Annotated in this window: 20 protein-coding genes; 13 read left to right on the forward strand and 7 right to left on the reverse strand. The window is 69.1% G+C overall.

Annotated features, from left to right (window positions below):
• Positions 1 to 22: 22 nt before the first annotated feature.
• Entirely contained in the window at positions 23 to 922 is a 900-nt protein-coding gene (locus JK364_RS21805; RefSeq protein WP_201852813.1) for a hypothetical protein, read from the forward strand.
• On the opposite strand, the gene JK364_RS21810 is transcribed toward JK364_RS21805, so the two are convergent.
• Positions 919 to 1,275 (reverse strand): PIG-L deacetylase family protein, encoded by a 357-nt coding sequence (locus JK364_RS21810; protein ID WP_201852814.1) that lies wholly within the window; start codon positions 1,273 to 1,275, stop codon positions 919 to 921. The two genes, JK364_RS21805 and JK364_RS21810, sit on opposite strands and share 4 nt — an antisense overlap.
• 24 nt (positions 1,276 to 1,299) lie before the next feature.
• Positions 1,300 to 2,145, reverse strand: coding sequence for an NAD(P)H-binding protein (locus JK364_RS21815; RefSeq protein ID WP_201852815.1), 846 nt, complete (start codon positions 2,143 to 2,145; stop codon positions 1,300 to 1,302).
• Between the two features lie 98 nt (positions 2,146 to 2,243).
• On the opposite strand from JK364_RS21815, the gene JK364_RS21820 reads away from it, so the two are divergent.
• Positions 2,244 to 2,621, forward strand: a complete 378-nt coding sequence (locus JK364_RS21820; protein WP_201852816.1) for a winged helix-turn-helix transcriptional regulator — start codon at positions 2,244 to 2,246, stop codon at positions 2,619 to 2,621.
• Here JK364_RS21820 and JK364_RS21825 read toward each other — a convergent pair.
• Both JK364_RS21825 and JK364_RS21830 read right to left on the reverse strand, forming a co-directional pair.
• A complete protein-coding gene (locus JK364_RS21825; RefSeq protein WP_201852817.1) occupies positions 2,605 to 2,808 on the reverse strand; it encodes a DUF397 domain-containing protein in 204 nt (67 codons plus the stop codon). The two genes, JK364_RS21820 and JK364_RS21825, sit on opposite strands and share 17 nt — an antisense overlap.
• Before the next feature lie 12 nt (positions 2,809 to 2,820).
• Complete coding sequence (locus JK364_RS21830; protein ID WP_201852818.1) at positions 2,821 to 3,675, reverse strand: helix-turn-helix domain-containing protein; 855 nt, start codon at positions 3,673 to 3,675, stop codon at positions 2,821 to 2,823.
• Between the two features lie 165 nt (positions 3,676 to 3,840).
• Between JK364_RS21830 and JK364_RS21835 the strand changes: the two genes are divergently transcribed.
• Positions 3,841 to 4,137 carry a hypothetical protein gene (locus JK364_RS21835; RefSeq protein WP_201852819.1) on the forward strand — a complete coding sequence of 99 codons (297 nt, stop codon included), beginning with the start codon at positions 3,841 to 3,843 and terminating at the stop codon, positions 4,135 to 4,137.
• 651 nt (positions 4,138 to 4,788) lie between these two features.
• On the opposite strand, the gene JK364_RS21840 is transcribed toward JK364_RS21835, so the two are convergent.
• Both JK364_RS21840 and JK364_RS21845 read right to left on the reverse strand, forming a co-directional pair.
• Positions 4,789 to 8,646, reverse strand: a complete 3,858-nt coding sequence (locus JK364_RS21840; RefSeq protein ID WP_201852820.1) for a GH92 family glycosyl hydrolase — start codon at positions 8,644 to 8,646, stop codon at positions 4,789 to 4,791.
• Between the two features lie 213 nt (positions 8,647 to 8,859).
• Positions 8,860 to 9,393: a hypothetical protein gene (locus JK364_RS21845; protein ID WP_201852821.1), complete on the reverse strand. Its 534-nt coding sequence runs from the start codon at positions 9,391 to 9,393 to the stop codon at positions 8,860 to 8,862.
• A 341-nt stretch (positions 9,394 to 9,734) separates the two neighbouring features.
• Here JK364_RS21845 and ngcE point away from each other — a divergent pair, with 341 nt between their 5' ends.
• From ngcE to JK364_RS21890, 9 genes are all read left to right on the forward strand, one after another.
• The gene (gene ngcE, locus JK364_RS21850; RefSeq protein ID WP_201852822.1) at positions 9,735 to 11,171 is read left to right on the forward strand and encodes an N-acetylglucosamine/diacetylchitobiose ABC transporter substrate-binding protein; all 1,437 of its coding nucleotides are present in this window, start codon (positions 9,735 to 9,737) and stop codon (positions 11,169 to 11,171) included.
• A 58-nt stretch (positions 11,172 to 11,229) separates the two neighbouring features.
• Positions 11,230 to 12,147 carry a carbohydrate ABC transporter permease gene (locus tag JK364_RS21855; protein ID WP_201852823.1) on the forward strand — a complete coding sequence of 306 codons (918 nt, stop codon included), beginning with the start codon at positions 11,230 to 11,232 and terminating at the stop codon, positions 12,145 to 12,147.
• Between the two features lie 172 nt (positions 12,148 to 12,319).
• Positions 12,320 to 13,153, forward strand: coding sequence for a carbohydrate ABC transporter permease (locus JK364_RS21860; protein ID WP_231981754.1), 834 nt, complete (start codon positions 12,320 to 12,322; stop codon positions 13,151 to 13,153).
• A gap of 256 nt (positions 13,154 to 13,409) precedes the next feature.
• On the forward strand, positions 13,410 to 14,609 hold the full coding sequence (locus JK364_RS21865; protein WP_201852926.1) for an ROK family transcriptional regulator: 1,200 nt from the start codon (positions 13,410 to 13,412) through the stop codon (positions 14,607 to 14,609).
• Between the two features lie 240 nt (positions 14,610 to 14,849).
• On the forward strand, positions 14,850 to 15,950 hold the full coding sequence (locus JK364_RS21870) for a substrate-binding domain-containing protein (protein WP_201852825.1): 1,101 nt from the start codon (positions 14,850 to 14,852) through the stop codon (positions 15,948 to 15,950).
• A 170-nt stretch (positions 15,951 to 16,120) separates the two neighbouring features.
• Complete coding sequence (locus JK364_RS21875; protein ID WP_201852826.1) at positions 16,121 to 16,909, forward strand: ATP-binding cassette domain-containing protein; 789 nt, start codon at positions 16,121 to 16,123, stop codon at positions 16,907 to 16,909.
• On the forward strand, positions 16,906 to 18,222 hold the full coding sequence (locus JK364_RS21880) for a sugar ABC transporter permease (RefSeq protein ID WP_201852827.1): 1,317 nt from the start codon (positions 16,906 to 16,908) through the stop codon (positions 18,220 to 18,222). Before JK364_RS21875 ends, JK364_RS21880 begins: the two co-directional genes overlap by 4 nt.
• Before the next feature lie 180 nt (positions 18,223 to 18,402).
• Complete coding sequence (gene dxs / locus JK364_RS21885) at positions 18,403 to 20,367, forward strand: 1-deoxy-D-xylulose-5-phosphate synthase (protein WP_201852828.1); 1,965 nt, start codon at positions 18,403 to 18,405, stop codon at positions 20,365 to 20,367.
• 239 nt (positions 20,368 to 20,606) lie between these two features.
• The gene (locus JK364_RS21890; RefSeq protein ID WP_230992350.1) at positions 20,607 to 22,079 is read left to right on the forward strand and encodes an amino acid permease; all 1,473 of its coding nucleotides are present in this window, start codon (positions 20,607 to 20,609) and stop codon (positions 22,077 to 22,079) included.
• A 355-nt stretch (positions 22,080 to 22,434) separates the two neighbouring features.
• Here JK364_RS21890 and JK364_RS21895 read toward each other — a convergent pair whose 3' ends face one another.
• Positions 22,435 to 22,842 (reverse strand): PIN domain-containing protein, encoded by a 408-nt coding sequence (locus JK364_RS21895; protein WP_201852830.1) that lies wholly within the window; start codon positions 22,840 to 22,842, stop codon positions 22,435 to 22,437.
• Between the two features lie 70 nt (positions 22,843 to 22,912).
• On the opposite strand from JK364_RS21895, the gene JK364_RS21900 reads away from it, so the two are divergent.
• A complete protein-coding gene (locus JK364_RS21900; RefSeq protein WP_201852831.1) occupies positions 22,913 to 23,968 on the forward strand; it encodes a PLL family lectin in 1,056 nt (351 codons plus the stop codon).
• Positions 23,969 to 24,254: the final 286 nt, after the last annotated feature.

Below are 24,254 nucleotides of genomic sequence, written 5' to 3' on the forward strand. Positions count from 1 at the left end.
TCGTCTCTCTAGGTTTCGACGCATGGTCAGTTCTTCACATGAGGCCCTCCACCGGATTTTCCAGGAGGACACCGGGGCCATCGTCCGAGCGCTCAGACAACTGCTCGGCGTCCCCTTCCCGGAGACGAGCAGCGCGTTTGTCGTCAGCCCCGACCTCACCGAGATCGCACCCGTCGAGAGACGTGTGGACACACTGCTTCAGGTCGAGACTGAGGCTGACGGCACGTATCTGTTCGCCATCGAATCCCAGAGCAGAAGAGATCCGAAGAAGCCTGCGGCCTGGGCCTACTACCTCTCGTACATGCACGCGAAGTTCGGCCACCAGCCAGTGCTGATCGTGCTCTGCCCGGACGAGGCCACCGCCCGTTGGGCCGCCCGCCCGATCACGCTCGGCATCCCCGACTACCCGTCCCTGACAGTTCGCCCACTTGTTCTGGGTCCCGGTAACACTCCCGTCGTCACTGACGCGAAGGACGTGGTCCGGGATGTTCCGATGGCCATGTTCTCGGCGATTACGCATAGTAAGACCGAAAACGTCGATGCCATACTGAAGGCATTGGCGACCACGCTCAACACTCTCGACCCCAACCAGGCGACCATCTACGCCGAACTCGTTGAAGCCGGTCTCGGAGACACCCCGGCACGAGAAATCTGGAGAGATCTGATGTCTGCGCTGCTGAACTTCTTCCGTTCCGAGCACGCCCAGCGCGCCTTCGCCGAGGTTCGGGCAGAGGGCCAGGCTCAGGGCCAGGCTGTAAAAGGTGCGAAAGATGTTCTGCGCGTGCTCAGCCTTCGGGGGCTTGAGGTTACGGCCGAGACCCGTGACCGTATTCAGTCGTGCACGGATCTGGACCTCCTCGACGCCTGGCTGGACCGTGCTGTGACCGCCTCCCGCGCCGAGGATCTGTTCGCCGACAGCTAGCGTCGCGCGGGCCGGGAGGGGGAGGCGTCGATGTACCACTCCCGGCCCAGCAGCAGGCCGAAGAGCGGGGCGGGCAGCCGGAGCATCCTCCGCATGACGGCGCTCATGCGGCCGCCGTGGCCGCTGTCCGCGTAGCCGAGGTGGACGACGCGGTCGACGCCGAGGATGGCCGCGCTCGCCCGCAGTTCGCGCATGCGGGGCGGTTCGCCGTTCTCCGGGGCCGCGTCCATGTGGCCGTCCGTGGCGACCACGAGCACCACCCGGTGGCCCTCATCGGCGAGCCGGGCGAGTGTGCCCCCGGTCAGCAGCGCCTCGTCGTCGGGGTGGGCGTGGAATGCCAGGACGGTAGCCATGCGCGCCATCCTGGCATTCCGGGATCAGCGGAAGGCCGCGATGTTGCGCATTGCCCAATCGGCGAAGGCGCGCGGCGGACGGCCGAGGACGCGCTCGACATCGGGGCTCACCCGCTGTTCGGCGGCCGTCGGCTCGCCCAGGATGTCGAGGGTGCCGTCCGCGACGGGCTCCGGCATGAACCGCAGCATCTCCGCCCGTGCCTGCTCCCGGCTCAGCTCGGTGAACCGTACGGGTTCGCCCAGCGCGTCGGCGATCGCATGCGCCTGTCCGCGCGGGGTGACCGGGGCGGGGCCGGTGAGCTCGTACATACGGCCCGCGTGGCCCGGCTCCCGCAGCGTGGCGGCCGCGACCTCCGCGATGTCCGCGGGGTCCACGACCGGCAGTCCGACGTCGGCGAAGGGCGCCGCGATCACGCGCTCCTTACGGACGGATTCGGCCCAGGCGAAGGCGTTCGAGGCGAAGCCCCCGGGCCGCAGGATCGTCCAGTCGAGACCCGACTTCCGGACGGCGTCCTCGAACGCCCGCATGGGGGCGTGGGAGACCGCCTCCGGGCGGGTCCCGGCGGCCTGGGAGGAGAGCAGGACCACGCGCCGTACGCCGGCGGACCGCGCGACGTCCAGGAGTTCGCCGGTCCGTGCGGTTCCGGCCAGCAACTCGCCCGCGAAGAGCAGGAACAGCGCGTCGGCCCCCTCCAGCGCGGGCCGCAGACTCCCTGGGTCGGCCAGCTCGGCCCGATGGTGCCGTACCCCCTCCGGCAACTCCGTGCCGGTGGGCCGTCGCGAAACCGCCGTCACCCGCTCGCCGGATGCGACGAGTGTCTCCACCAGCGGCCGACCCACGTTCCCGGTCGCTCCAGTTACCACGATCATGTGCAGCTCCCCATCTCACAGTGACGGACCTTGTCCTCGCCGCGCGGCACGGTGAAGCTAGCATCGTGGGGATAGTAGGTACCTAGAGGAAAGTGACTATGTCCGAGGAACCAGAACAGGCCTGCCCGATCGCCCCGGTGGTCGACATCGTCTTCAGCCGCTGGACCACACCCATCCTCTGGACGCTCCATGAATACGGCCGTCAGCGCTTCGTGGAGCTGCAGCGCCATATCGGCACCATCACCCCGAAGGTGCTGACCCAGCGGCTGCGCCAACTGGAGCGCGACGGGCTGGTGCGGCGCACCTACCACCCGGAGGTCCCGCCCCGGGTGGAGTACGAGATCAGCGAGCTGGGCGGCAGCCTCGGCCCGCTCTTCGCCACGCTCGCGACCTGGTCGGCCGAGAACCTGCCCAAGGTCCAGCGAGCCCGGCTGGACTACGACGGTGAGGAGACGGCCCCTACCGGTCCCCGATGAGGCCGTCGAACGCGCCCCCCTTCGCCGCGCGTATGAAGGTGCCGAGCGTGGCGGGCGTGGTGGTGAGGATGACATCCGGTTCGTCGCTCTCCCGGAGCGCGATGGTGTGGGCTGCCGGGGCGGCGATGTAGAGGCAGGCTGATCCCTCCTGGCTGTATGAGGACTTTTGCCAGTCGTGGGTGGCCACGTTGTTTTCTCCTCAGGTGTGCTGCTCGATGCGGTAGATGAGTTCCCGGGACGCTGCTGGCTTGAGCGCGTAGCTCTCAAGACGATCCAGCACGCTCCGATATTTCATGAGATGGGCTTCCGAGTCGAGTAGCACCGTGGCGTGATCCGTGTCGAGCTCCACGGTGTCGAGTTGGGGAACTGAGCCGCCGAAGTAGTCGATGGGGTGACCGGAGCCATGGAGCGGCCCCGCGCCGAACGGGACCACCACGATCGTGACATTCTCGCGTTCGCTCATCTCGATGAGGTGTTGAAGCTGGGCGCGGGCCACGGCCGGGCCGCCGAGGCCCATCCGTAGGGCGGCTTCGTGGATGATCGCGGTCAGCGGGGTTGGCTTGCCCTCGTGCAGGATTCCCTGCCGCTTGATCCGGTGCGAGAGTCGATGTTCCACCGCGTGCGGTGGAAGAGGTGGGACCGTCGAGTCGAAGAGCGCTCGGGCGTGGTCCCTGGTCTGCAGAAGGCCCGGCATGTGGATCATCGTGGCGACGCGCACGAGGGTGGCGTGGTGCTCCAGCTCGGCCAGGTCGAGTAGTCCGGCGGGCAGGACCTCTCGCTGCTGCTCCCACCAGCCCCGGGTCTGTCTCCCGGTCATTTCCACGAGGGCGTCGATCAGCGCCTGATCCGCGCAGTTGTAGAGGCTCGCCAGGTGGCGCACCCGGTCGGCACTCACCGCGTAGCGCCCTGCCTCGATGCTGCTGACGCGTGACTGGCTGGCCCCGAAGAGGCGACCCGCGTCGGTAGCGGAGAGGTCGGTTCGTTCGCGGAGCCGTCGCAACTCCGCGCCCAAGCGCCGCTGTCGCACGGTCGGCGGGTACTTGGTCGGGGCCATGAGCCATCTCTCCCTGCAAGGTTTGGGCGTGGTGGTGTCACCCTATCGGGCGGCATTGGGCTCCATGCGCTGAAAACCTGGGATGTAGCCCATGTTTCACGCTACGGTGTGAATCGCGTCACCGTACGTGCATGGCCCAATTCCCCCTCCTGACGGGAGACTTCCATGGCTGCCTTCGACTTCGACCAAGAACTCTGCGATCTCGCACTCGACCAGGCGCCCCGCGTCTTCGCCGTCGCCGTGCAGTACGAGGTGGAGCCGGGCATGCAGGACGGCGAAATTGCCGCATGGGGCCTCGCGTACGACGACGGAAGTGCCCACGTCGTCACCGCCAACGGGCGGCACCGGCTCACTCTCGCTTCACCCGAACGAGCGATGTGGTGGTTCGGGCGGGAGAAGGGGATCACCACGCGGATCGTGTGGTTCGCCGCGCCCACGGCGCCCGCCTTCGAGCGGGCCTAGGCGGCCTGAGACCGGTTGTCGGGCGCGGGTATCGTCTCGCGCCTTCGGCGCATTTGAGCATGGGCGGCGGGGGTGCCGGGCCAGGGCGCGTCGCCGGCCGAGGGGCCGGTGGGGCGCGGGGCCGGTGGGGCGCGGGGGCCGTGGCGGCATTTGTGCCCGGTGGCGGGCCCGGTGCCGGACTGCGGGGGTTGGGGATGCCTTCTGGAAATCCCTTGATGCATTAGTTGCGTAGCATCAAGTGTTTTCGGAGGGGGTACCCGGAGGGGTGGGGCCGAGCGCGACGCCAGACCGCCCTAAGGCCCCCACCCACCGTCCGGCGTCGCACCGCACGGGATCATGCCCCCACTCCGGCACCGGGCCCAGCCTCAGAGCACCGTTGCCGCCACCGGTGCCCACTCCAACCGGCCCGGCGCCCGGCGGCGAGGCCCGCGCCCCCCACCCCCGCCGCCCATGCTCAAATGCGCCGAAGGCGCGAGACGAAACCCGCACTCAACCGAGCCGCCCAACCCCAACCGGCCGCGCCCATCGGCGCGGGCCACCGGGCCGATGCGCACCGTGTCACGCACGCGGGCCGTGGCCGCCCGAAGGCGTGGCCACGGCCCGCATGTCTCATCGCATCGCGCAGCTCAGCTCACTTCAGCTCAGCTCACTTCAGCTCAGCAGTTCCACCTCCGCCAGTGTCGACTTGTCGTCCGGCACCAGGCGGTAGTGCTCGTACGTACCGGGCGTGCGCACCGAGAAGACGCGGGTCTGCTTGTCCCAGCTGAAGGACTCGCCTGACCTGCGGTCCAGGTCCTTCCAGCGCTCGCCGTCCGGAGAGCCCTGGAGCACCCATCCCGTCGGGGCCTTGCCGCGGTCCGACGACGTCAGGGTGTACTGCACCGCGCGGCCCGGCTCCGTGACCGGCAGGTCCACCGACTCGAAGGTGGCCTCGGTGGTCGAGGTGTTGTCCAGGAGGGCCGTACCGCCGCTCGGCACCGTCAGGTCGTGGCGCGGGGTGGGCACCTTGTCGTCCTTGGTGATGGAGGACGGCGCGGCGTTCTTCCCCGTGCCCCAGGCCGACGGCTTGGCGCCCATCGCGAACTCCAGCGTGCCGCCCTTGGCGAGCACCGAGTGCGGCAGCGCGGTGGAGTTCCATGCCTTGCCGTTGACCTTCAGACCCTGGACGTACACGTTCCGCGCGCTGTTGCGCGGGGCCTTGATGACCAGGTCGCGGCCGTTCTCCAGATGCACCGTGGCCTTGGTGAACTGCGGCGATCCGACCGCGTACTCCGAGCCGCCCATCACCAGCGGGTAGAAGCCCAGCGAGCTGAAGAGGTACCAGGCGGACTGCTCGCCGTTGTCCTCGTCGCCGTGGTAGCCCTGGCCGATCTCGCTGCCGGTGTAGAGGCGGGAGAGCACCTCGCGCACCTTCTCCTGGGTCTTCCACGGCTGGCCCGCCGCGTCGTACATGTACGTCACATGGTGGGCGACCTGGTTGCTGTGGCCGTAATTGCCCATGCGGACGTCCCGTGCCTCGGTCATCTCGTGGATGACGCCGCCGTAGGAACCGGCGAACTCCGGCGAGGCGGTCTCCGGGGTGGAGAAGTAGGTGTCCAGCTTCTTCGCCAGGCCCGCGCGGCCGCCGTAGAGGTTGGCCAGGCCCCGGCTGTCCTGGGGCGCGGTGAAGGCGTAGCCCCAGCCGTTGGTCTCGGTGTAGTCGTAGCCCCAGATCCGGGGGTCGTACTTGTCGGAGGGCACGCGCCACTTTCCATTGGCGTCCTTGCCCTGGAAGAAGCCCGCCTTGTCGTCGAAGAGCGAGACATAGCCCTGCGCACGGTGCAGGAAGTACTCGGACTCGTCCTTGTAGCGGGCCTTCTTCGTCTTCGCGTAGAGCGCCTTGCCCATGTTCGCGAGGCCGTAGTCGTTGAGATAGCCCTCCAGCGCCCAGGACAGGCCCTCATGGGTCTCGGTGCTGGTGTAGCCGAGGAAGGGCGAGGAGGACATGCCCTTCCGGCCGACGCCCGACGTGGGCGGCACGGCGGTGGCGTTCTTCAGCGCGGCCTCGTACGCGGCCTCGGCGTCGAACCGCACGCCCTTCAGATACGCGTCGGCGAAGGCCACGTCCGAGCTGGTGCCGGTCATCAGATCGGCGTAGCCCGGTGAGGACCAGCGGGATATCCAGCCGCCGTCCTTGTACTGCTGCACGAAGCCGTCGACCATCGTGCCCGCCCGCTTCGGGGTGAGCAGGGAGTAGGCGGGCCAGGTGGTGCGGTAGGTGTCCCAGAAGCCGTTGTTGACGTACACCTTGCCGTCGACGATCTTCGCGCCGGTGTGGGTCGGGGTGTTCTCCCCGGTGGCCGGCGAGAAGGCGCTCGCGTACTGGTAGCGGGGCTTGGCCGCCGTGCCCGTGTTCTCGAAGGAGGAATTGGGATAGAGGTACAGCCGGTAGAGGCTGGAGTAGAGCGAGGTGAGCTGGCCGCGGTCCGCGCCCTCGACCTCGATCCGGCCCAGGATGTCGTCCCACTCCGCCTGTGCGGCCCGCTCGACCTGCCCGAACGACCGCGACGCGGGCAGCTCCCGGTCGAGGTTGGCCTTCGCCTGGTCGACGCCGATCAGCGAGGTGGCGAGCCGGAGGGTGACCGTCCGGTCCTTCCCCGGCTTGAAGCGGAAGTAGCCCGTGACGTCCTTGCCGCCGCCTCCGTCCAGCTTGCCGCTCGCGCTCACCGGGGTGTCGAAGACGCCGTAGACGAACATCCGGGTGGCGCCGGCGGATCCCCCGCTCTTGACGTCGGAGTAGCCGGAGACCACCCCGTTCCCGGCGTCGAGGGTCAGCCCGCCGTTGTTGTTGACGTTGTCGAAGACGACGCTCGCGTTCTCGCCCGGATAGGTGAACCGCATGACCGCGGCGTGATCGGTGGGCGCGATCTCGGTCTTGAGGCCGTTCTCGAAGGTCACTCCGTAGGAGTAGGGCCGGGCGGTCTCCTTCTCATGGCGGAAGGGGAGCGCGCGGGCGGTCCGGGAGGCGTTGGGTACGTCGGCCGCGGTGGACGGCATCACCTGGAAGGTCTGCCGGTCGCCCATCCAGGGGCTGGGCTCATGGCTGGCGCTGAACGCCTGGATGGTGGGGAGGTTGTCGGCGTTGTTGGCGCGGGCGTACTGGTAGAGCCAGTCGGTGGAGCCCGCGTTGGTCACCGGCGTCCAGAAGTTGAAGCCATTGGGGACGGCGGTGGCCGGGAAGTTGTTGCCGCGCGAGAAGCTGCCGCTGGAGTTGGTGCCGCGGGTGGTCAGGGCGTAGTCCGACAGGTGCGTCAGCGGCTTCTCGGGCGCCTTGGGGGCGATGGAGATGTCGTCCACCCAGCCGCGGAACTGCGCGGGGCCCTTGGGGGAGTCGTAGGCCACGAGGATCCGGTCGACCGTCTTACCCGCGGCGACCGCGCCGATCCGCGACTCCTTGTGGTTCCACTGGTTGACGTAGAGCGTCTTGGAGGCGGCCTGGCCCTGCGGGCTCATCCGGGCGCCGTGCTGGTCGACCGCGCCGGGCAGCTCGCTGAGGTAGCTGCCGTCGGTGAAGGCGAGGTCGACGGAGACATGGGTGGCCGGGTAGTCGAGGTCCGTCTCGGTCATCGACGGGAAGATCCGGTAGGACAGCTGGGTGTCCCGGGTGACGGCCGTGTCGACGTCGAAGACCTTGTTGTACGAGTACGCCCGGCCGTCCGGCTTGTGGGTGCCCGCGTAGCGCAGGGCACGGGTGCCGGTGAAGCCCGCGTTGGCCTTGGCGGTGGGGGATCCGGTCGGGCCGCGGTCGATCTGGGTCTGCATGTCGGAGGCCGCGGGCGGGGTGGTGTCACCGTTCGCGAACTGCACCTCCGCGAGCTGGACGATGTCGTCCCCGGCGTTGCGGGTGATCTCCAGCCGGAAGTGCTTGTAGGCCGTGGAACTGTCGAAGGAGAACTCCCGCGTCTGCTGGCGCGAGGAGAACGCCTCGTCCTTACGGGTGTCCAGCGTCGTCCAGTCGGAGCCGTTGGCCGAGCCCTTGAGGGTCCAGTCCTTCGGGTCCCGGCCGGGGGCGTCATTGGCGGAGGTGAGGGCGTAGCGGACGGCCTCCACCGGCTCGCTCAGGTCGAACTCGAGCCAGGCGGTGGTGTCGAAGGCCAGCCACTTGCTGGTGACCTCGCCGTCGACGAGGTTCTCCTTGACCTCCCCGCCGTCGGTGTTCTCCCCGCTCGCGCGGACCTCGGTGACCTTGTCGGTGACATTGCCGGGGATCCCGGAGGAGTAGCCTCCGTCGACTCCCGACGCCTTCTTCTTGCCGTCGGGGCCGGTCTCGACCGTGTTCCGCCAGTCGGGCTGGGGATCGCCCGATTCGAAGGACGAGGCGAAGGTGCGGTCGGCGTGGTGCGTGGAGTCCGGGCCGGCGGGGGCGGCGACCGCACCGCCCTGGGCCGTCACCGCCAGCAGGACGGCCGCCACCAGGGCGGCCGACCGTCCGATCCCACGCCATCGTCTCTGGGGTCGTCTCTGTCGCATACTCAGCCTCTCAACGAGTCTGACAACGTTGTCCACTGGGTCGGGCAGAGATAAGTAGGGAGGCAGGGGGAGGGTGGTGTCAAGGATGCGGACAGCGCTCAATGGGCGCCCGTGCGGCGGGTGGTACGGCGCGGGCCGTACCCCTGCCGGTGGCACGGCCCGCGTCCAGGGGGGCGATTCCGTGCGCCCCTTGGGGTTGCTCCTGGCGTGTCGTCAGCGCGCGTTGTCGGACTTGGTGGCCAGCGACAGCCGGCACTTCTTCGCGGTGTGGGAGCTGTCCGCCTTGAGCCCGGTGACCTTGATGGTCTTCTCGGAGCCGCCCGCCACGGACGCGTCGGACTCCATCCCGGTGGTCACGACCTCATCGGAGCTGTCCACGAAGCCGACCAGCAGTGAATAGTAGGCCGTGCCGGAGCCGGAGTTGCTGATCTTCACATTGGCGTAGGGCTTGCCGCCCGAACCCCATCCGCAGGTGCCCATCTTGGCGTCCGGGGTGACCAGGCCGGAGCCGCCGGTGGGGGAGTCCGACGGATCGTCATACGGATTGTCGGTGGGGTCTTCGGTGGGCTCCTCGGTCGGCGCCTGGGTGGGCTCCACCGGCAGTTGGGCCATGCCCTTGCCGATCGCCGCGCCGCCCTTGCTGTCCCCGGCCGACGAGCCCCCTCTGCCGGAGCCGCACCCAGCGGTGGCCGCGAGTGTCGCGGTCACGACAATGCTGGTGGCGAGGGTGAGCTGCTTCCGGGACACGGGAACCGCCTTTCGGGGAGCGCGCGCGGCGGCGTGCCGCGCGGCATGTCTCCCCTTACGGTATGTCGGGCAGGTCTCAACTCGGGAAAGACTGTTACCCGATGACCTCTCGATCTTGCCCATATGAGGCCCAGTGGACTATACCTGTCGCCCCAGGGGGAAGGCCGCACCGCGGCCCATATCGGAGGGCCTCGGCGGGTCATCCGCTCTCCCCGGCGTACACCCAGCAATACTCCGCTTGACGCTTCAACTGACCCGCGGTGTCGGGCCCCTCGCCGGAGGCGAGTATGTACGGGAGACCGTTACACCGCCTGAGTCCTGACGAAGGCGAGGACTTGAGCATGGGATCCACCTCAGATGTCGGCCGTCGCGATCTGATCAAGCGCTCGGCGGCGCTCGGATTGATCACCGTGCCGGCGATGAGCGCGCTGTCCGCCTGTGCCAGTGGCGGTGACGACGACTCCAAGAAGGTCGACAAGGGCAAGAAGAGCGCCAAGAACCCGCTCGCGGTCAATGAGAGCGCCGCGCTCGACGTCGTCATCTTCGACGGCGGCTTCGGCCAGCAGTACGCCAAGGACGCCGAGGCGGAGTACGCCGCGGCCTTCCCGAAGACCAAGGGCAAGGTCAAGCACTCCGCCACCCAGAAGATCCAGACCGTCCTCCAGCCGCGCTTCAACGGCGGCACCCCGCCGGACCTCGTCGACAACTCCGGCGCCGAGCAGATGGACATGGGCACCCTGGTCGGCAAGAACCAGCTGACCGACCTCACCCCGCTGCTGGACGCGCCCTCCCTCGACGACCCGAACAAGACGGTGCGCGAGACGCTGCGCCCCGGTGTCGTGGAGATGGGCCAGTTCGACGGCAAGCCGGTGTGGATCCTCTACTACGCCTACACCGTCTACGGCGTCTGGTACTCCAAGAGCAATCTCGCCAAGCTCGACGTGGAGTACCCCGAGACCTGGGACGACATGCTCAAGGTCTGCGAGAAGGCCAAGAAGAAGGGCATCGCGGGCTGGACCTACCCCGGCAAGTTCCCCTACTACCTGCCGTTCAGCCTCTACCCCTTCATCGCCAAGATCGGCGGCCGGGAGGTCCTGGACTCGATCGACAACCTGGAGCCGAACGCCTGGAAGCACCCGGCCGTCAAGGCCGCCTTCGAGGCGTACTACGAGCTCTACAAGAAGGGCTACATCCTCAAGGGCACCCCGGGCCTGACCCACATCGAGTCCCAGACCGCGTGGAACCAGGGCAAGGCGCTGTTCATCCCGAACGGCTCCTGGGTGGAGAACGAGGCGAAGAAGACCACCCCGAAGGACTTCCAGATGGCGGTGGCCGCGCCCTCCAGCCTGGACAAGAGCGACAAGCTGCCGTTCGGCACCCTGTGGGCCTCCGGCGGTGAGCCCTTCATCGTCCCGAAGTCGGCGAAGAACCCCCAGGGCGGCATGGAGCTGCTGCGGATCATGCTCGGTGAGAAGTCCACCAAGAACTTCATCAAGCAGGTCTCCTCGCTCTCCTCCCTCAACGGCGGCACCGAAGGGCTCAGCCTGCCGCCGGGCCTGGCGTCGGCGCAGGAGGCGCTGACCAAGGCGGGCAAGAACGTGGTCAACCCGCGGCTCCAGGACTGGTACGTGACGCTGCAGAAGCAGCAGATCGGCGTCGGCGCGCTCGGCGAGATGATGGCCGGCCGGATGACCCCCGCCGAGACGATCAAGAAGTGCCAGAAGTTCGCCGATGACACGGCGAAGGACGACGCCGTCAAGAAGTACAAGCACGTCTGATGAGGCTCCACGCGTCGCCGGCGGCATTATCCGCAGGGGAAGACCGAGGTCGGTAGAAATGCAGCATGGGAAGTACCGGTTCATCGCGGGGTTCCTGGCCCTGCCGGTGATCCTTTACGCGGTCTTCGTGATCTCGCCGTTCGTCCAGGCCATCTACTACTCCTTCACGGACTGGACGGGTCTGAGCTCCGACTTCAAGATGGTCGGGTTCAAGAACTACGACTGGCTGCTGCACGACGACCTCTTCTGGAAAGCGGTCGGGCACAATGTCCTGCTGCTGCTGGTGGTGCCGCTGGTGACGCTCGGCCTCGGGCTCTTCTTCGCCTTCATGCTCAATGTGGGCGGCCGGGGCCGTAAGAACGCGGCGGTCTCCGGGGTGCGCGGGTCGGGCCTGTACAAGGTGATCTACTTCTTCCCGCAGGTGCTGTCGATCGCGATCGTCGCCCTGCTGTTCCAGTTCACCTACAACCCGCGCAACGGCGCGATCAACTCCTTCCTCGACGGAGTCGGCCTGGACTCGCTCGAGCAGCAGTGGCTGGCCGATCCGAAGCTCGCGCTGTGGTGCCTGATGGCGGTGATGGTCTGGAGCAACGTCGGCTTCTACGTCGTCCTCTTCTCCGCCGGGATGAGCTCCATCCCGAGGGACTTCTACGAGGCGGCGCTGCTCGACGGGGCCAACCGGGTCAAGACCTTCTTCAAGATCACCCTGCCGCTGCTGTGGGACACGGTCCAGACCGGCTGGATCTATATGGGCATCATCGCGCTCGACGCGTTCGCCGTGGTGCAGATCATGACCGTGGGGCCGGGCGGCCCCGCCGACTCCACCCAGGTCATGGGCTACTACGTCTACACCAAGACCTTCCACGACGGGCAGGCCGGACGGGCCACCACGATCGGCGTCGCGATGCTCATCGTCACCCTGATCTTCGCGGTCATCGTGACCAGGCTCGGCCGGCGCGAACGGCTGGAGTACTGATGCCGATCACACCGACCGCACCCGGCCACCGCCGCCCGACCGCCGACCTGGGGGTACCACAGTGACCTCGCACGCAGAGCCCTCGGAGCTCCCGGGCGTCACCAAGGAGGACGAGGCACCGGCCACCGGGCCCGTCCGCAAGCAGCCGCCGGGCTCCACCCCCGAGGGCCGGATCGGCAGCGAGGGCAAGGTCCTCAACGTCTTCTCGCACGGCATCCTGGTGGTCTGGGGACTCCTGGTCACGCTGCCGCTGCTGTGGGCGGTGATGAGCTCCCTCAAGACCGACAAGCAGATCTTCACCTCGCCCTGGGGACTGCCCTCGGCCCTGCACTTCGACAACTGGACCAGGGCCTGGAGCAAGTCGAACATCGGCGACTTCTTCCTCAATACGATCCTGGTGGTGGGCTGCTCCCTGATCGGGACGATGCTGCTGGGCTCGATGGCGGCGTACATCCTGGCCCGCTTCGAATTCCCGGGAAAGCGGTTCATCTATTTCATGTTCGTCGGCGGGATGAGTTTTCCGATCATCCTGGCGCTGGTGCCGCTGTTCTTCGTGATGAAGAACATGAGCCTGCTCAACACCTTTCATGGGCTCATTCTGGTCTATATCGCCTATTCGCTGCCGTTCACGGTCTTCTTCCTGACCTCGTTCTTCAAGACGCTGCCGTCCTCGGTCGCGGAGGCGGCTCTGATCGACGGGGCGTCCCATACCCGGACGTTCTTCCAGGTCATGCTGCCGATGGCGAAGCCCGGGCTGATCAGTGTGGGGATCTTCAACTTCCTCGGGCAGTGGAATCAGTACATGCTGCCGACGGTGCTCAACACCGATGAGGACAAGCGGGTGCTCACCCAGGGTCTGGTGCAGCTCGCGGCCAGCCAGCAGTACAAGGGCGACTGGTCGGCGCTTTTCGCCGGTCTGGTGCTGGCGATGCTTCCCGTGCTCGGCGTCTATATCCTCTTCCAGCGGCAGGTCCAGGCGGGTCTGACCGCGGGCGCGCTCAAATAGGGGGACCCCACAGAGGTACCTCACCGAGGGCTTTTCACGGCCCCGTCCTTTCCGTTCCGCGGAAAGGACGGGGCCGTGCCGCTGTGGGCGGCGCAGGGTACCGCGAGCCGTTCCACGGCGGTCGGGGACTTGACGTGGGACAACCGTGGCGGCTCAGCTTAGAGTTCACATGTTGGAGACACAGCCGGGCCTCATTGCTGCGGTCCGGTCGGCGGAGCGGCCGTCGTGCCGCCCGCGAAGGCGGGAGTGGATGGGCGTGGAGACTCCGGGATCGCAGTCGTCGCTGCACCGGGCCAATCTCGAGCGGGTGGTCCGTGCGGTGCGGATGGCGGGCTCGCTGACCCAGGCGGAGATCGCCCGGTCCACCGGGCTGTCCGCCGCCACCGTCTCCAACATCGTGCGCGAGCTCAAGGACGGCGGAACGGTCGAGGTCACGCCCACCTCGGCGGGCGGCCGCCGGGCGCGCAGCGTCTCGCTCAGCGGTGACGCGGGCATTGTCGTAGGGGTGGATTTCGGCCATACGCATCTGCGCGTCGCCATCGGCAACCTCGCCCATCAGGTGCTGGCCGAGGAGGCCGAGCCGCTGGATGTGGACGCCTCCTCCTCCCAGGGCCTGGACCGGGCCGAGCAGCTGGTCAGCAGGCTGATCACGGCCAGCGGGCTGAGCCAGGACAAGGTGGTCGGCGTAGGCCTCGGCGTGCCCGCGCCGATCGACGTGGAGACCGGCACGCTGGGCTCGACCGCGATCCTGCCGGGCTGGGCGGGCACCAATCCGCGCGATGAGCTGGCCCAGCGGCTCGGGGTGCCGGTGCACGTGGACAACGACGCCAACCTCGGCGCGCTCGGCGAGCTGGTCTGGGGCTCCGGCCGCGGGGTCGCCGACCTCGCGTACATCAAGGTCGCCGACGGTGTCGGCGCGGGGCTGGTGATCAGCGGGAAGATCTACCGCGGTCCCGGCGGTACGGCGGGCGAGATCGGCCACATCACCCTGGACGAGTCCGGCCCGGTGTGCCGCTGCGGCAACCGCGGCTGTCTGGAGACCTTCACCGCGGCCCGCTATGTGCTGCCGCTGCTGCGTTCCAGCCATGGGGCGGACCTCACCGTGGAGCGCATGGTGCAGCTCGCCCGCGAGGGCGATCCGGGCTGCCGGCGGGTGATCGGGGACGTCGGCCGGCACATCGGCAGCGGGGTGGCCAACCTCTGCAATCTGATCAACCCGAGCCGGATGGTGCTGGGCGGCCAGCTCGCCGAGGCGGGGGAGTTGGTGCTGGGCCCGATCCGGGAGTCGGTCGCGCGGTACGCGATCCCGAGCGCGGCCCATCAGCTGTCGGTGATGCCGGGGGCGCTCGGCGGCCGGGCCGAGGTGCTCGGCGCGCTCGCGCTGGTGCTCAGCGAGATGGGCGATTCGACGCTGCTGGACGGCGCGCTCTCGGCGGGGGCTCCGGCCCTCACCTGACCGGGGCTCCGGCCCTCACCTGACCGCCGGGCGGGGGCTGTTGGGCCGCGGGCTTGCCTGAGAGGCTTTGTCCGGTCACGCTCCGTCTATCCGGCCTGTCCGGCTGCGTTCACTCAGATAACGAATGGCACCGTTGCCATCTCGTTAAGGATTTACTTCTTGACGCCATGCGGGCAGCCGAGTTGACTTCCAGCCACCTCGGCCGCAATGACGCGGCCTCGTCAGGGAGGTCACCCCTAAATGAACGCAACGATGCGTCGCGTCGCTCTTGCCGCTTCTGTGATGTCGATGACGGTAGCCCTCGCCGCCTGTGGCTCGGCGAAGGAAGCCGACAGCAACAGCAAGGGCGACAAGAAGAAGACCGGTCCGCTCACGATCGGGCTACTGCTGCCTGAGGATCAGACGGCCAGATACGAGAACTTCGACCGGCCCTTCGTCACCAAGAAGATCAAGGCGCTCTGCGCCGACTGCAAGATCCTTTACGTCAACGCCAAGTCGGACCCCTCGGTCCAGCAGCAGCAGGTCGACTCGATGATCACCAAGAAGGTCGACGCGATCATCCTTGACTCGGTGGACTCCAAGTCCATCGCCAGCTCGGTCAAGAAGGCGGACGAGGACGGTATCCCGGTCATCGCCTACGACCGGCTCGCCGAGGGCCCGGTCTCCGCGTACACCTCGTTCGACAACGAGACGGTCGGCAAGGTCCAGGGCAAGGCCCTGCTCGAGGCGCTGGGCGACAAGGCCAAGAGCGGCAAGATCGTCATGCTCAACGGCTGGGAGGCCGACCCCAACGCCGCCATGTTCAAGAAGGGCGCGATGTCCGTCCTCAAGGGCAAGGTGAACGTCGGCAAGTCCTACGACATCGACCGCTGGCTGGCGGACAAGGCCAACGAGGCCATGACGGGCGCCATCTCCTCGCTCGGCAAGGACAACATCGTCGGCGTCTACTCGGCCAACGACAGCATGGCCGGCGGCGCGATCACCGCGCTCAAGAGCGGCGGCCTCAACCCGCTGCCCCCGGTCACCGGACAGGACGCCGAAATCGAGGGTGTGCGCCGGGTCATCACCGGTGAGCAGTACATGAGCGTCTACAAGTCCTACCTGGACGAGGCCACCGCCGCCGCGGAGATGGCCATCGCGCTCGGCCGCGGGGAGAAGGTCAACGAGTCCAACACGGTCGACAGCCCGACCACCAAGGACATCCCGGCGACGCTGATCACCCCGGTCTCGCTGACCAAGAAGAACATCAAGGAAACCGTCATCAAGGACGGGATCTACAAGATCGACCAGATCTGCACCGCCAAGATCAAGTCGGCGTGCGCAGCGGCCGGTCTGAAGTAACGGCCGGTCTGAAGTAACGGCCGGTCTGAAGTAACCGCCGGTCTCCGGCATATCGGAGCAGGGCCGTCCGTACCCACGGACGGCCCGCCTCCCTGACTCACCCCCCAATCGAGGGGAGAGCGCGCTCTCCCCTCCGTCACACAGCAGGGACCACCCTGCCCGGAACGGAGATGGCCATCGTGCCGAACGGACCCGTGTTGGCGTTGCGCGGGATCTCCAAGCGGTTCGGCGCCGTCCAGGCGCTCACCGACATCCATCTGGAGGTCCACGCCGGTGAAGTCGTCGCCCTGGTGGGCGACAACGGCGCCGGCAAGTCGACCCTTGTCAAGAGCATTGCCGGAGTCGGCCCCGCCGACGAAGGCGTCATCGAGTGGCAGGGCAAGCCCGTCCAGGTCACCCGGCCGCACGACGCCCAGGAGCTGGGCATCGCGACCGTCTACCAGGACCTCGCCCTCTGCGACAACATCGACGTCGTCGGCAATCTCTTCCTCGGCCGCGAGATCCTGCGCGTCGGGGTGCTCGACGAGGTCGAAATGGAGCGGCGCGCCCGTGAGTTGCTCCAGACCCTGTCGATCCGCATCCCCAGTGTGCGGATCCCGATCGCCTCGCTCTCGGGCGGTCAGCGGCAGACCGTCGCCATCGCCCGTTCGATGCTCGGCGAGCCCAAGCTGGTGATCCTGGACGAGCCGACCGCCGCCCTCGGCGTCGAGCAGACCGCGCAGGTCCTGGACCTGGTCGAGCGGCTGCGCGACCGCGGCCTCGCCGTCATCCTCATCAGCCACAACATGGCCGACGTGAAGGCCGTCGCGGACCGGGTCGCGGTGCTGCGGCTGGGCCGCAACAACGGCATCTTCGATGTGAAGACCACCTCTCAGGAAGAGATCATTTCCGCCATCACCGGCGCCACGGACAACGCCGTGACCCGCCGCAAGGCGCGTAGCGGGGAGGTCGCGAAGTGACCACGAACGTCGACAAGACCAACGGCGGTCCGTCGAACGGCGCCAACAAGGCGAGCGGTCCGGCCGACGCCAACCCCGTCGCCAAGGACGCGGTCACCGTCGTCGACCCCCGGCTGCTGGTCCGTCAGGAGGGCTTCAAGGGCTATCTGACGGAGTTCGGCCGCAAGATGCGCAGCGGTGACCTGGGCGCGGTCCCGGTCATCGTCGGCATCGCCATCATCTGGGCGGTCTTCCAGGCGAAGGACAGTGCCTTCCTCTCGCCCAAGAACCTCTCCGACCTCTCCATCCTGCTCGGCGGCACCGGCATGATCTCGGTCGGGATCGTCTTCGTGCTGCTGCTCGGTGAGATCGACCTGTCCGTCGGCTCGGTCAGCGGTCTGGCCGCGGCGACCCTGGCGGTGCTCAACGTCAACCACGGGGTGCCCGAGGGGATCGCGGTGCTCGCGGCGCTCGCCAGTGGCGCGGCCCTCGGCGCGTTGCACGGCTTCTTCTTCGCCAAGATCGGCGTACCGGCCTTCGTGGTGACGCTGGCCGGTCTGCTGGCCTGGAACGGTCTGATGCTCCAGGTGCTCGGCACCACCGGCACCATCAGCATCGCGGACGACAGCTTCGTGCGCGATCTCACCGCGCACTACTTCAGCCAGCTCATCGCCGCGTACGGGGCGGCCACGGTGGCGACGGCGGGCTTCTTCCTCGCCCAGTTCCTGGACAGCAGGCGCCGTAAGGCGGTCGGCATACCCTCGCGGCCGCTGAGCGAGATCCTGGTCCGTACGGGCGTGCTCGCGGTGATCGTCTACGCCGCGGCCTGGCGGCTCAACGAGTACAAGGGTCTGCCCCTCGCTCTGGTGATCTTCGTGGCGGTCCTGGTGATCCTGGACTTCGTGGTCCGCCGCACCTCCTACGGGCGCAAGGTGATCGCCCTGGGCGGCAGCGTCGAGGCCGCCCGCCGCGCGGGCATCAACGTCGTCGCCATCCGGATCTCGGTCTACTCGCTGGCCGGGCTGATGGCCGCGTGCGGCGGCATCATGATCGCCTCCCGGATCGGCTCCGCCAGCCAGCAGGCCGGTACCGGCAACCTGCTGATGGAGGCCATCGCGGCCGCCGTCATCGGTGGCACCAGCCTCTTCGGTGGCCGGGGCTCGGTCTGGTCGGCGCTGCTCGGCATGCTGGTCATCGGCTCGATCTCGTCCGGGATGAACCTGCTGGGCGTCGCGAACTCCGTCCAGTACATGATCACCGGTGGGGTGCTGCTGGCCGCCGTCGTCATCGACTCGGTGTCGCGCAGGACACAGCGGTCCGCGGGTCGCGGCTGACCCCGGACGCCTCATCCGCTCACCCGGCCGCCCGGTGCCTTCACGGAAGGCACCGGGCGGCTGTCCGAAAAGAACACGCGTGACGGGGATCGCATGGGGGGAGGTCTGCGCCGGAGCGCGGAACATTAGACTCAGGCGGACGGCAAGCTCCATGGAGACGCTCGAAGCAAGGAGGCACGGGTGCTGCTGACCCGCATCACGGGACCGCGCGATCTGGACCGGCTCACTCCGGAGGAGCTGGACCAGCTGGCCGCGGAGATCCGCTCCTTCCTCGTCGACGCCGTCTCCAAGACCGGTGGCCATCTCGGCCCCAATCTCGGCGTGGTGGAGCTGACCATCGCCCTGCACCGGGTCTTCGACTCGCCCCGGGACAAGGTGCTGCTGGACACCGGCCACCAGTCCTATGTGCACAAGCTGCTCACCGGCCGCCAGGACTTCTCCAAGCTCAAGAGCAAGGGCGGTTTGTCCGGTTATCCCTCGCGCGCCGAGTCCGAGCACGACGTCATCGAGAACAGCCACGCCTCGACCGTCCTCGGCTGGGCCGAGGGCCTCGCCAAGGCCAATGAGCTGCTCGGCAAGCAGGACCATGTGGTCGCCGTGATCGGCGACGGGGCGCTCACCGGCGGGATGGCCTGGGAGGCGCTCAACAACATCGCCGCCGCCAAGAACCGCCCGCTGGTCATCGTCGTCAACGACAACGAGCGCTCCTACGGCCCGACCATCGGCGGACTGGCCAACCACCTCGCCACCCTGCGCACCACCGACGGCTACGAGCGCTTCCTGGCCCGCGGCAAGGACCTGCTGGAGCGCACCCCGGTCGTCGGCAGGCCGCTGTACGAGACGCTGCACGGGGCCAAGAAGGGGCTGAAGGACTTCATCACCCCGCAGGGCATGTTCGAGGACCTGGGGCTGAAGTACGTCGGCCCGATCGACGGCCATGACATCGAGGCGCTGGAGTCGGCGCTGCAGCGGGCGAAGCGTTTCGGCGGCCCGGTCATCGTGCACTGCCTCACCGAGAAGGGCCGCGGCTACCAGCCCGCCCTCCAGGACGAGGCGGACCGCTTCCACGCCGTCGGCAAGATCCACCCGGACACCGGGCTGCCGATCTCGGCCTCCGGCGCCGACTGGACCTCGGTCTTCGGCGAGGAGATGGTCAAGCTCGGCGAGGAGCGCGAGGACATCGTCGCGATCACCGCGGCCATGCTGCACCCGGTGGGGCTCACCGAGTTCGCCAAGCGCTTCCCGGACCGGGTCTACGACGTGGGCATCGCCGAGCAGCACGCGGCCGTCTCGGCGGCGGGGCTGGCCACCGGCGGCGTCCACCCGGTCTTCGCGGTCTACGCCACCTTCCTCAACCGCGCCTTCGACCAGGTCCTGATGGATGTGGCGCTGCACAAGTGCGGCGTCACCTTCGTCCTGGACCGCGCCGGTATCACCGGCACCGACGGGGCCTCGCACAATGGCATGTGGGACATGTCGCTTCTGCAGGTCGTCCCCGGCCTGCGGATCGCCGCCCCGCGCGACGCCGACCAGGTCCGCGCCCAGCTGCGCGAGGCCGTGCGGGTGGAGGACGCGCCGACCGTGGTGCGCTACTCCAAGGGCGCGGTGGGCCCGGCGGTCGCGGCCGTCGGCAGGATCGGCGGCATGGACGTACTGCGGGAGCCCGCGGCGGCCGACCGCGAGCGGCCCGATGTGCTGCTGGTCTCGGTGGGCGCGCTGGCCCCGATGTGCCTGGACATCGCCGACCTTCTCGACAAACAGGGCATTTCCGCAACGGTCGTGGACCCCCGCTGGGTCAAGCCGGTCGACGAGGAACTGCCCGCCCTCGCCGAGCGCCACCGCGTCGTCGTCACCGTCGAGGACAACAGCCGGGTCGGCGGTGTGGGCTCCGCCGTCGCCCAGGCGCTGCGCGACTCGGGCGTCGACATGCCGGTGCGCGACTTCGGCATCCCGCCCCGCTTCCTCGACCATGCCTCCCGTAAGGAGGTCATGGCCGAGATCGGGCTGACCGCACCGGACATCGCCCGGCAGGTCACCGGGCTGGTCTCCAGGATCGGCGGCCGGTACGAGGACGAGTCCGCGGACGCGGGCTCCCGGGGCGCCGATGTGACCCGGCCGACGACGGCCGAACCGGTGCGCGACTGAGCCACCCCCTCCTTTCCGCCTGGGCCGGCCGGAGCGCTTCCTGCTCCGACCGGCCCAGCGTGCGTCGCACCACCCGCCCCCATCGGGTGAATCGGGGACGGCCCTGAGCGTGCATGCCCCGCCGCCGATCGGTAACCAGAAGCATGAGCCGCACGGCAGGCGTGGAGGTGGCACCGGTGAGCGGATCGGAACCAGGCGGAGGCACCGGAGGCACCGGAGGCCGAGTCCGGCCGCGCTACCTGCGGACCAAGAGCATCGAGCAGTCCATCCAGGACACCGAGGAGCCCGACCACGCCCTCACCCGGTCGCTGTCCGTCCTGGACCTCACGGTCTTCGGCGTCGGCGTCATCATCGGCACCGGCATCTTCGTGCTCACCGGCGCGGTCGCCAAGGAACAGGCGGGGCCCGCCACCGCGCTGTCCTTCGTGGCCGCCGGTATCGCCTGCGCCCTGGCCGCGCTGTGCTACGCCGAGTTCGCCTCGACGGTTCCGGTCGCCGGATCCGCGTACACCTTCTCGTACGCCTCGCTCGGCGAGCTGCCCGCCTGGATCATCGGCTGGGACCTGGTGCTGGAGTTCGCGCTGGCCTGCGCCGTGGTCTCGGTGGGCTGGTCGGGGTACATCCGCTCGCTGCTGGACAACGCCGGATGGCATCTGCCCGACGCCCTGTCCGGGCCCGATGTCGCGCACGGCTTCTCCTTCGACCTGCTGGCCTTCCTACTGGTCCTGGTGATCACGGCGATCCTGGTCTTCGGCATGAAGCTGTCCGCGCGGGTCACCTCCGTGGTGGTCGCGATCAAGGTGGCCGTGGTGCTGCTCGTCATCATCGCGGGCGCCTTCTTCATCCACCCGGAGAACTACCACCCCTTCATCCCCGAGGCCCGGGGCTCGGTCTCCGGCTCCGGGCTGAAGGCGCCGCTGATCCAGCTGATGTTCGGTTACCAACCGACGACCTTCGGCGTCCAGGGCATCTTCACCGGCGCCGCCGTGGTCTTCTTCGCCTTCATCGGCTTCGACATCGTGGCGACCGCGGCGGAGGAGACCCGGAATCCACAGCGGGACATGCCCCGCGGCATCCTGGGCTCGCTGCTCATCTGCACGGTGCTGTACGTCGCGGTGTCCATCGTGGTCACCGGCATGCAGAAGTACACCAGGCTGTCGGTGGACGCCCCGCTCGCCGACGCCTTCAAGGCGACCGGCCACCCGTTCTACGCGGGCCTCATCAGCTTCGGCGCCGCCGTCGGGCTCACCACCGTGTCCATGATCCTGCTGCTCGGCCAGAGCCGGGTGTTCTTCGCGATGAGCCGCGACGGGCTGCTGCCCAGGGTCTTCTCCCGGGTGCATCCGCGCTTCGGCACGCCGTACCGCTCGACGATCGTGCTGGGCGTGGTCATCGCCGTGGTCGCCGGGTTCACCTCCATCTCCGAGCTGGCGGCCCTGGTGAACATCGGCACGCTCTTCGCCTTCGTCGTGGTCGCGCTGGGCGTCATCATCCTCCGCCGCACCCGGCCCGACCTGCCCCGCGCCTTCCGCACGCCCTGGGTGCCGGTGCTGCCGATCCTGTCGGTGGCCGCGTCGCTGTGGCTGATGCTCAATCTGCCCGCCGAGACCTGGGTGCGGTTCGGGGCGTGGATGGTCATCGGCCTCCTCGTCTACTTCCTCTACGGGCGCCGCCACAGCCGGGTGACGGCGGCGGGGACGCGTACGGGGTAGCGGCCCGCGGATTTTTCCCCTCCAGGGGCTCCGCCCCTGGACCCCCGGGTTGACGGGCCGTCGTCCCGGCGGTCAGCGCCGGCGCGGCGGATGACTGGGCGGACGCCCGCGCACATCAGAGTCGCCTGGCCGGAGTGCGGGGCGGAGCCCCGGGTTCGCTCCGACCCTGGACCCCGGGAGGCGACGACGAGCCGATTTTCGCCGCGGTCGGCTCACCGGCCGGGGTGCCGGCCGGGCCACCTGGGGCGCGGCCGGGGGCTGGGGCGGGGCCCCAGTTTCGGGAAGGGGCGGGGAGGGGAGCGGCCCGCCGCGGGCGTCATGGTCCGTCGGACACCTTCTGGCCGCCTGAGAGGGCCTAGGGCGAGCCGTTCGGGCGGACCGACCGGGGGCCCGTCGTCTCCGCGCCCAGCGCCGTGACCCGCGCCCGCAGCCCCTGGTCCGCCGTCACCACCAGGCAGGGGCGGCCCTCCTCACGGGCCGCCACCACGGCCACGATGTGGTCGTCGCCGCTACCCGGCGCGCTCTCCACCCGTACGCCCGCCACCGGCTCGACGCCCCGCGCCGCGCCCTCGACCACCATCACGATGTCCACCGGAGGGTCGTTGGCCCAACCGGGCACGCCGGGGCGGCCGGGGAGCCCGGTCCCGGCGAGGACGGCCAGCCGGTCGCGGAGCCGCTCGGCGGCGCCGCGCCGGTCACGCCACCAGCCATCCGGAACCGAGCCGACCACATTGGCGGCGTCAACGACCACAACCCCATCCATAGTCAAGGCAAATTACTATGGACATCGTTCGATCAGGTGGACGGGTTCGGGGAAGGGTTGGCAGCGGGCCATGGCGTTGCGGTTGCTCCGCGGCAAGGACGGCAGGCTCACGGCCTACGCACCGGTGACGGGCGGTGTCGCCCGTTGGACCGAGGACCGCCCCGGAGGGGCGGAGTGGTCGGGGCCGTGGTTGATCGAGGTGTCTGGCCGCCTGGCCGGGCTGACCGTCGTTCAGAGCCCAGAGGGCTATGCCCATCTGGTGGGGCTTCGGCACCGGCCGGACGGTGCCGGGGAACCGGCGCGCGTGGACGTCGTCCACGCCACCCAGTTCCAGTCCGGCCGCCCGCTGACGGCGTGGCACTCCCTGGGCACCCCGCATCCCAAGGACGCCCGCAAGGCCGAGCGGACCGGCCTGCCCGCCGCGGCGGTGGACTCCTCCGGTGCCCTCCGTGTCTTCGTGCGCAACGCCGGGGGCGGGGTGAGCGCGCGGCGGCAGGACCCCAAGGGCACGTGGGAGCGCTGGACCGACTGGAAGGGCACGCACGTACTGGGCGGCATGTCGGCGGCCTCGACCGCCGACGGCCGTCTCGAACTGCTCGCACCGGCCGGGAAGGGCGCCGCGCTGCGCTGGTACCAGCCCAAGCCCGGCGCCGCCCCCAAGCGGGGCGAGGACGTCCCCGCCGACGCCCGGCCGGATTCGGCGTCCATGGTGGAGAGCAGCCCCGGCACCCTCACCCACTACTGGCGCGACGCCCGCAGCGGTGAGGTCATGGCCTGGCGGCCGGACGCCCCGGCCCCCGCGCCGCTGGGCGGAGCCACGGGCACCGGCCCGGTCGCCGCGGTGCGCGCCATGGTGGACGGTCACGACTGCACCGTCCTGGCCCACCAGGACTCAGCGGCCGGCGGGCTGGCCGTCGCCGCCCACCCCTGCGAGGACGAGGCGGCGGGGGTGTGGTGGACGCCCTCGGGTGAGCAGGGCGCCCACACCCCGGCGCTGGCGCTGGACGACCAGGGCCGGGTGGTGCTGGCCGCGCTGGCGCTGGACGGAAAGCTCCTGGTGGCCCGTCAGAAGACCGACGAGCGCGGGCTGGCACTCCAGGCCTGGACCCGCGTGGGAAGCGGCTGAGCGGCGCCACAGTGCGGCTGAGAGCCGGTTCGGTGCGGTGGTCCGGGTGGTTGGGTGGCGCGATAGCTCCGCTGAAGGTCCGTTCCGCGCGGCGGCCCGGCGCCCGGGGAGGGTGCCGCCGGTCCGTGTCCCGCCTCTGGTGTGGGCGCCACGGCCCGGCTGAGAGCCCGTTCGACGTCGCGGACTGGTTCCCGGGGAGGGTGCCGCCGGGCCGTTGCCCGTCCCGGGCGTCACCCCGCTCCCGCGCGTGACCCTGCCCCCGGGAGCGATCCCGCCCCCGGGAGCG

The organism is Streptomyces endocoffeicus (assembly GCF_016741935.1).
Classification (GTDB): domain Bacteria; phylum Actinomycetota; class Actinomycetes; order Streptomycetales; family Streptomycetaceae; genus Streptomyces; species Streptomyces endocoffeicus.

Coding starts and splice junctions, on each gene's coding strand:
- JK364_RS21840 (WP_201852820.1), bottom strand. CDS start 8,646: ATGCGACAGAGACGACCCCAGAGACGATGGCGTGGGATCGGACGGTCG.
- JK364_RS21820 (WP_201852816.1), top strand. CDS start 2,244: ATGTCCGAGGAACCAGAACAGGCCTGCCCGATCGCCCCGGTGGTCGAC.
- JK364_RS21875 (WP_201852826.1), top strand. CDS start 16,121: ATGGCCATCGTGCCGAACGGACCCGTGTTGGCGTTGCGCGGGATCTCC.
- JK364_RS21895 (WP_201852830.1), bottom strand. CDS start 22,842: ATGGATGGGGTTGTGGTCGTTGACGCCGCCAATGTGGTCGGCTCGGTT.
- JK364_RS21855 (WP_201852823.1), top strand. CDS start 11,230: ATGCAGCATGGGAAGTACCGGTTCATCGCGGGGTTCCTGGCCCTGCCG.
- JK364_RS21805 (WP_201852813.1), top strand. CDS start 23: ATGGTCAGTTCTTCACATGAGGCCCTCCACCGGATTTTCCAGGAGGAC.
- JK364_RS21830 (WP_201852818.1), bottom strand. CDS start 3,675: ATGGCCCCGACCAAGTACCCGCCGACCGTGCGACAGCGGCGCTTGGGC.
- JK364_RS21815 (WP_201852815.1), bottom strand. CDS start 2,145: ATGATCGTGGTAACTGGAGCGACCGGGAACGTGGGTCGGCCGCTGGTG.
- JK364_RS21810 (WP_201852814.1), bottom strand. CDS start 1,275: ATGGCTACCGTCCTGGCATTCCACGCCCACCCCGACGACGAGGCGCTG.
- JK364_RS21835 (WP_201852819.1), top strand. CDS start 3,841: ATGGCTGCCTTCGACTTCGACCAAGAACTCTGCGATCTCGCACTCGAC.
- JK364_RS21870 (WP_201852825.1), top strand. CDS start 14,850: ATGAACGCAACGATGCGTCGCGTCGCTCTTGCCGCTTCTGTGATGTCG.
- ngcE (WP_201852822.1), top strand. CDS start 9,735: ATGGGATCCACCTCAGATGTCGGCCGTCGCGATCTGATCAAGCGCTCG.
- JK364_RS21900 (WP_201852831.1), top strand. CDS start 22,913: ATGGCGTTGCGGTTGCTCCGCGGCAAGGACGGCAGGCTCACGGCCTAC.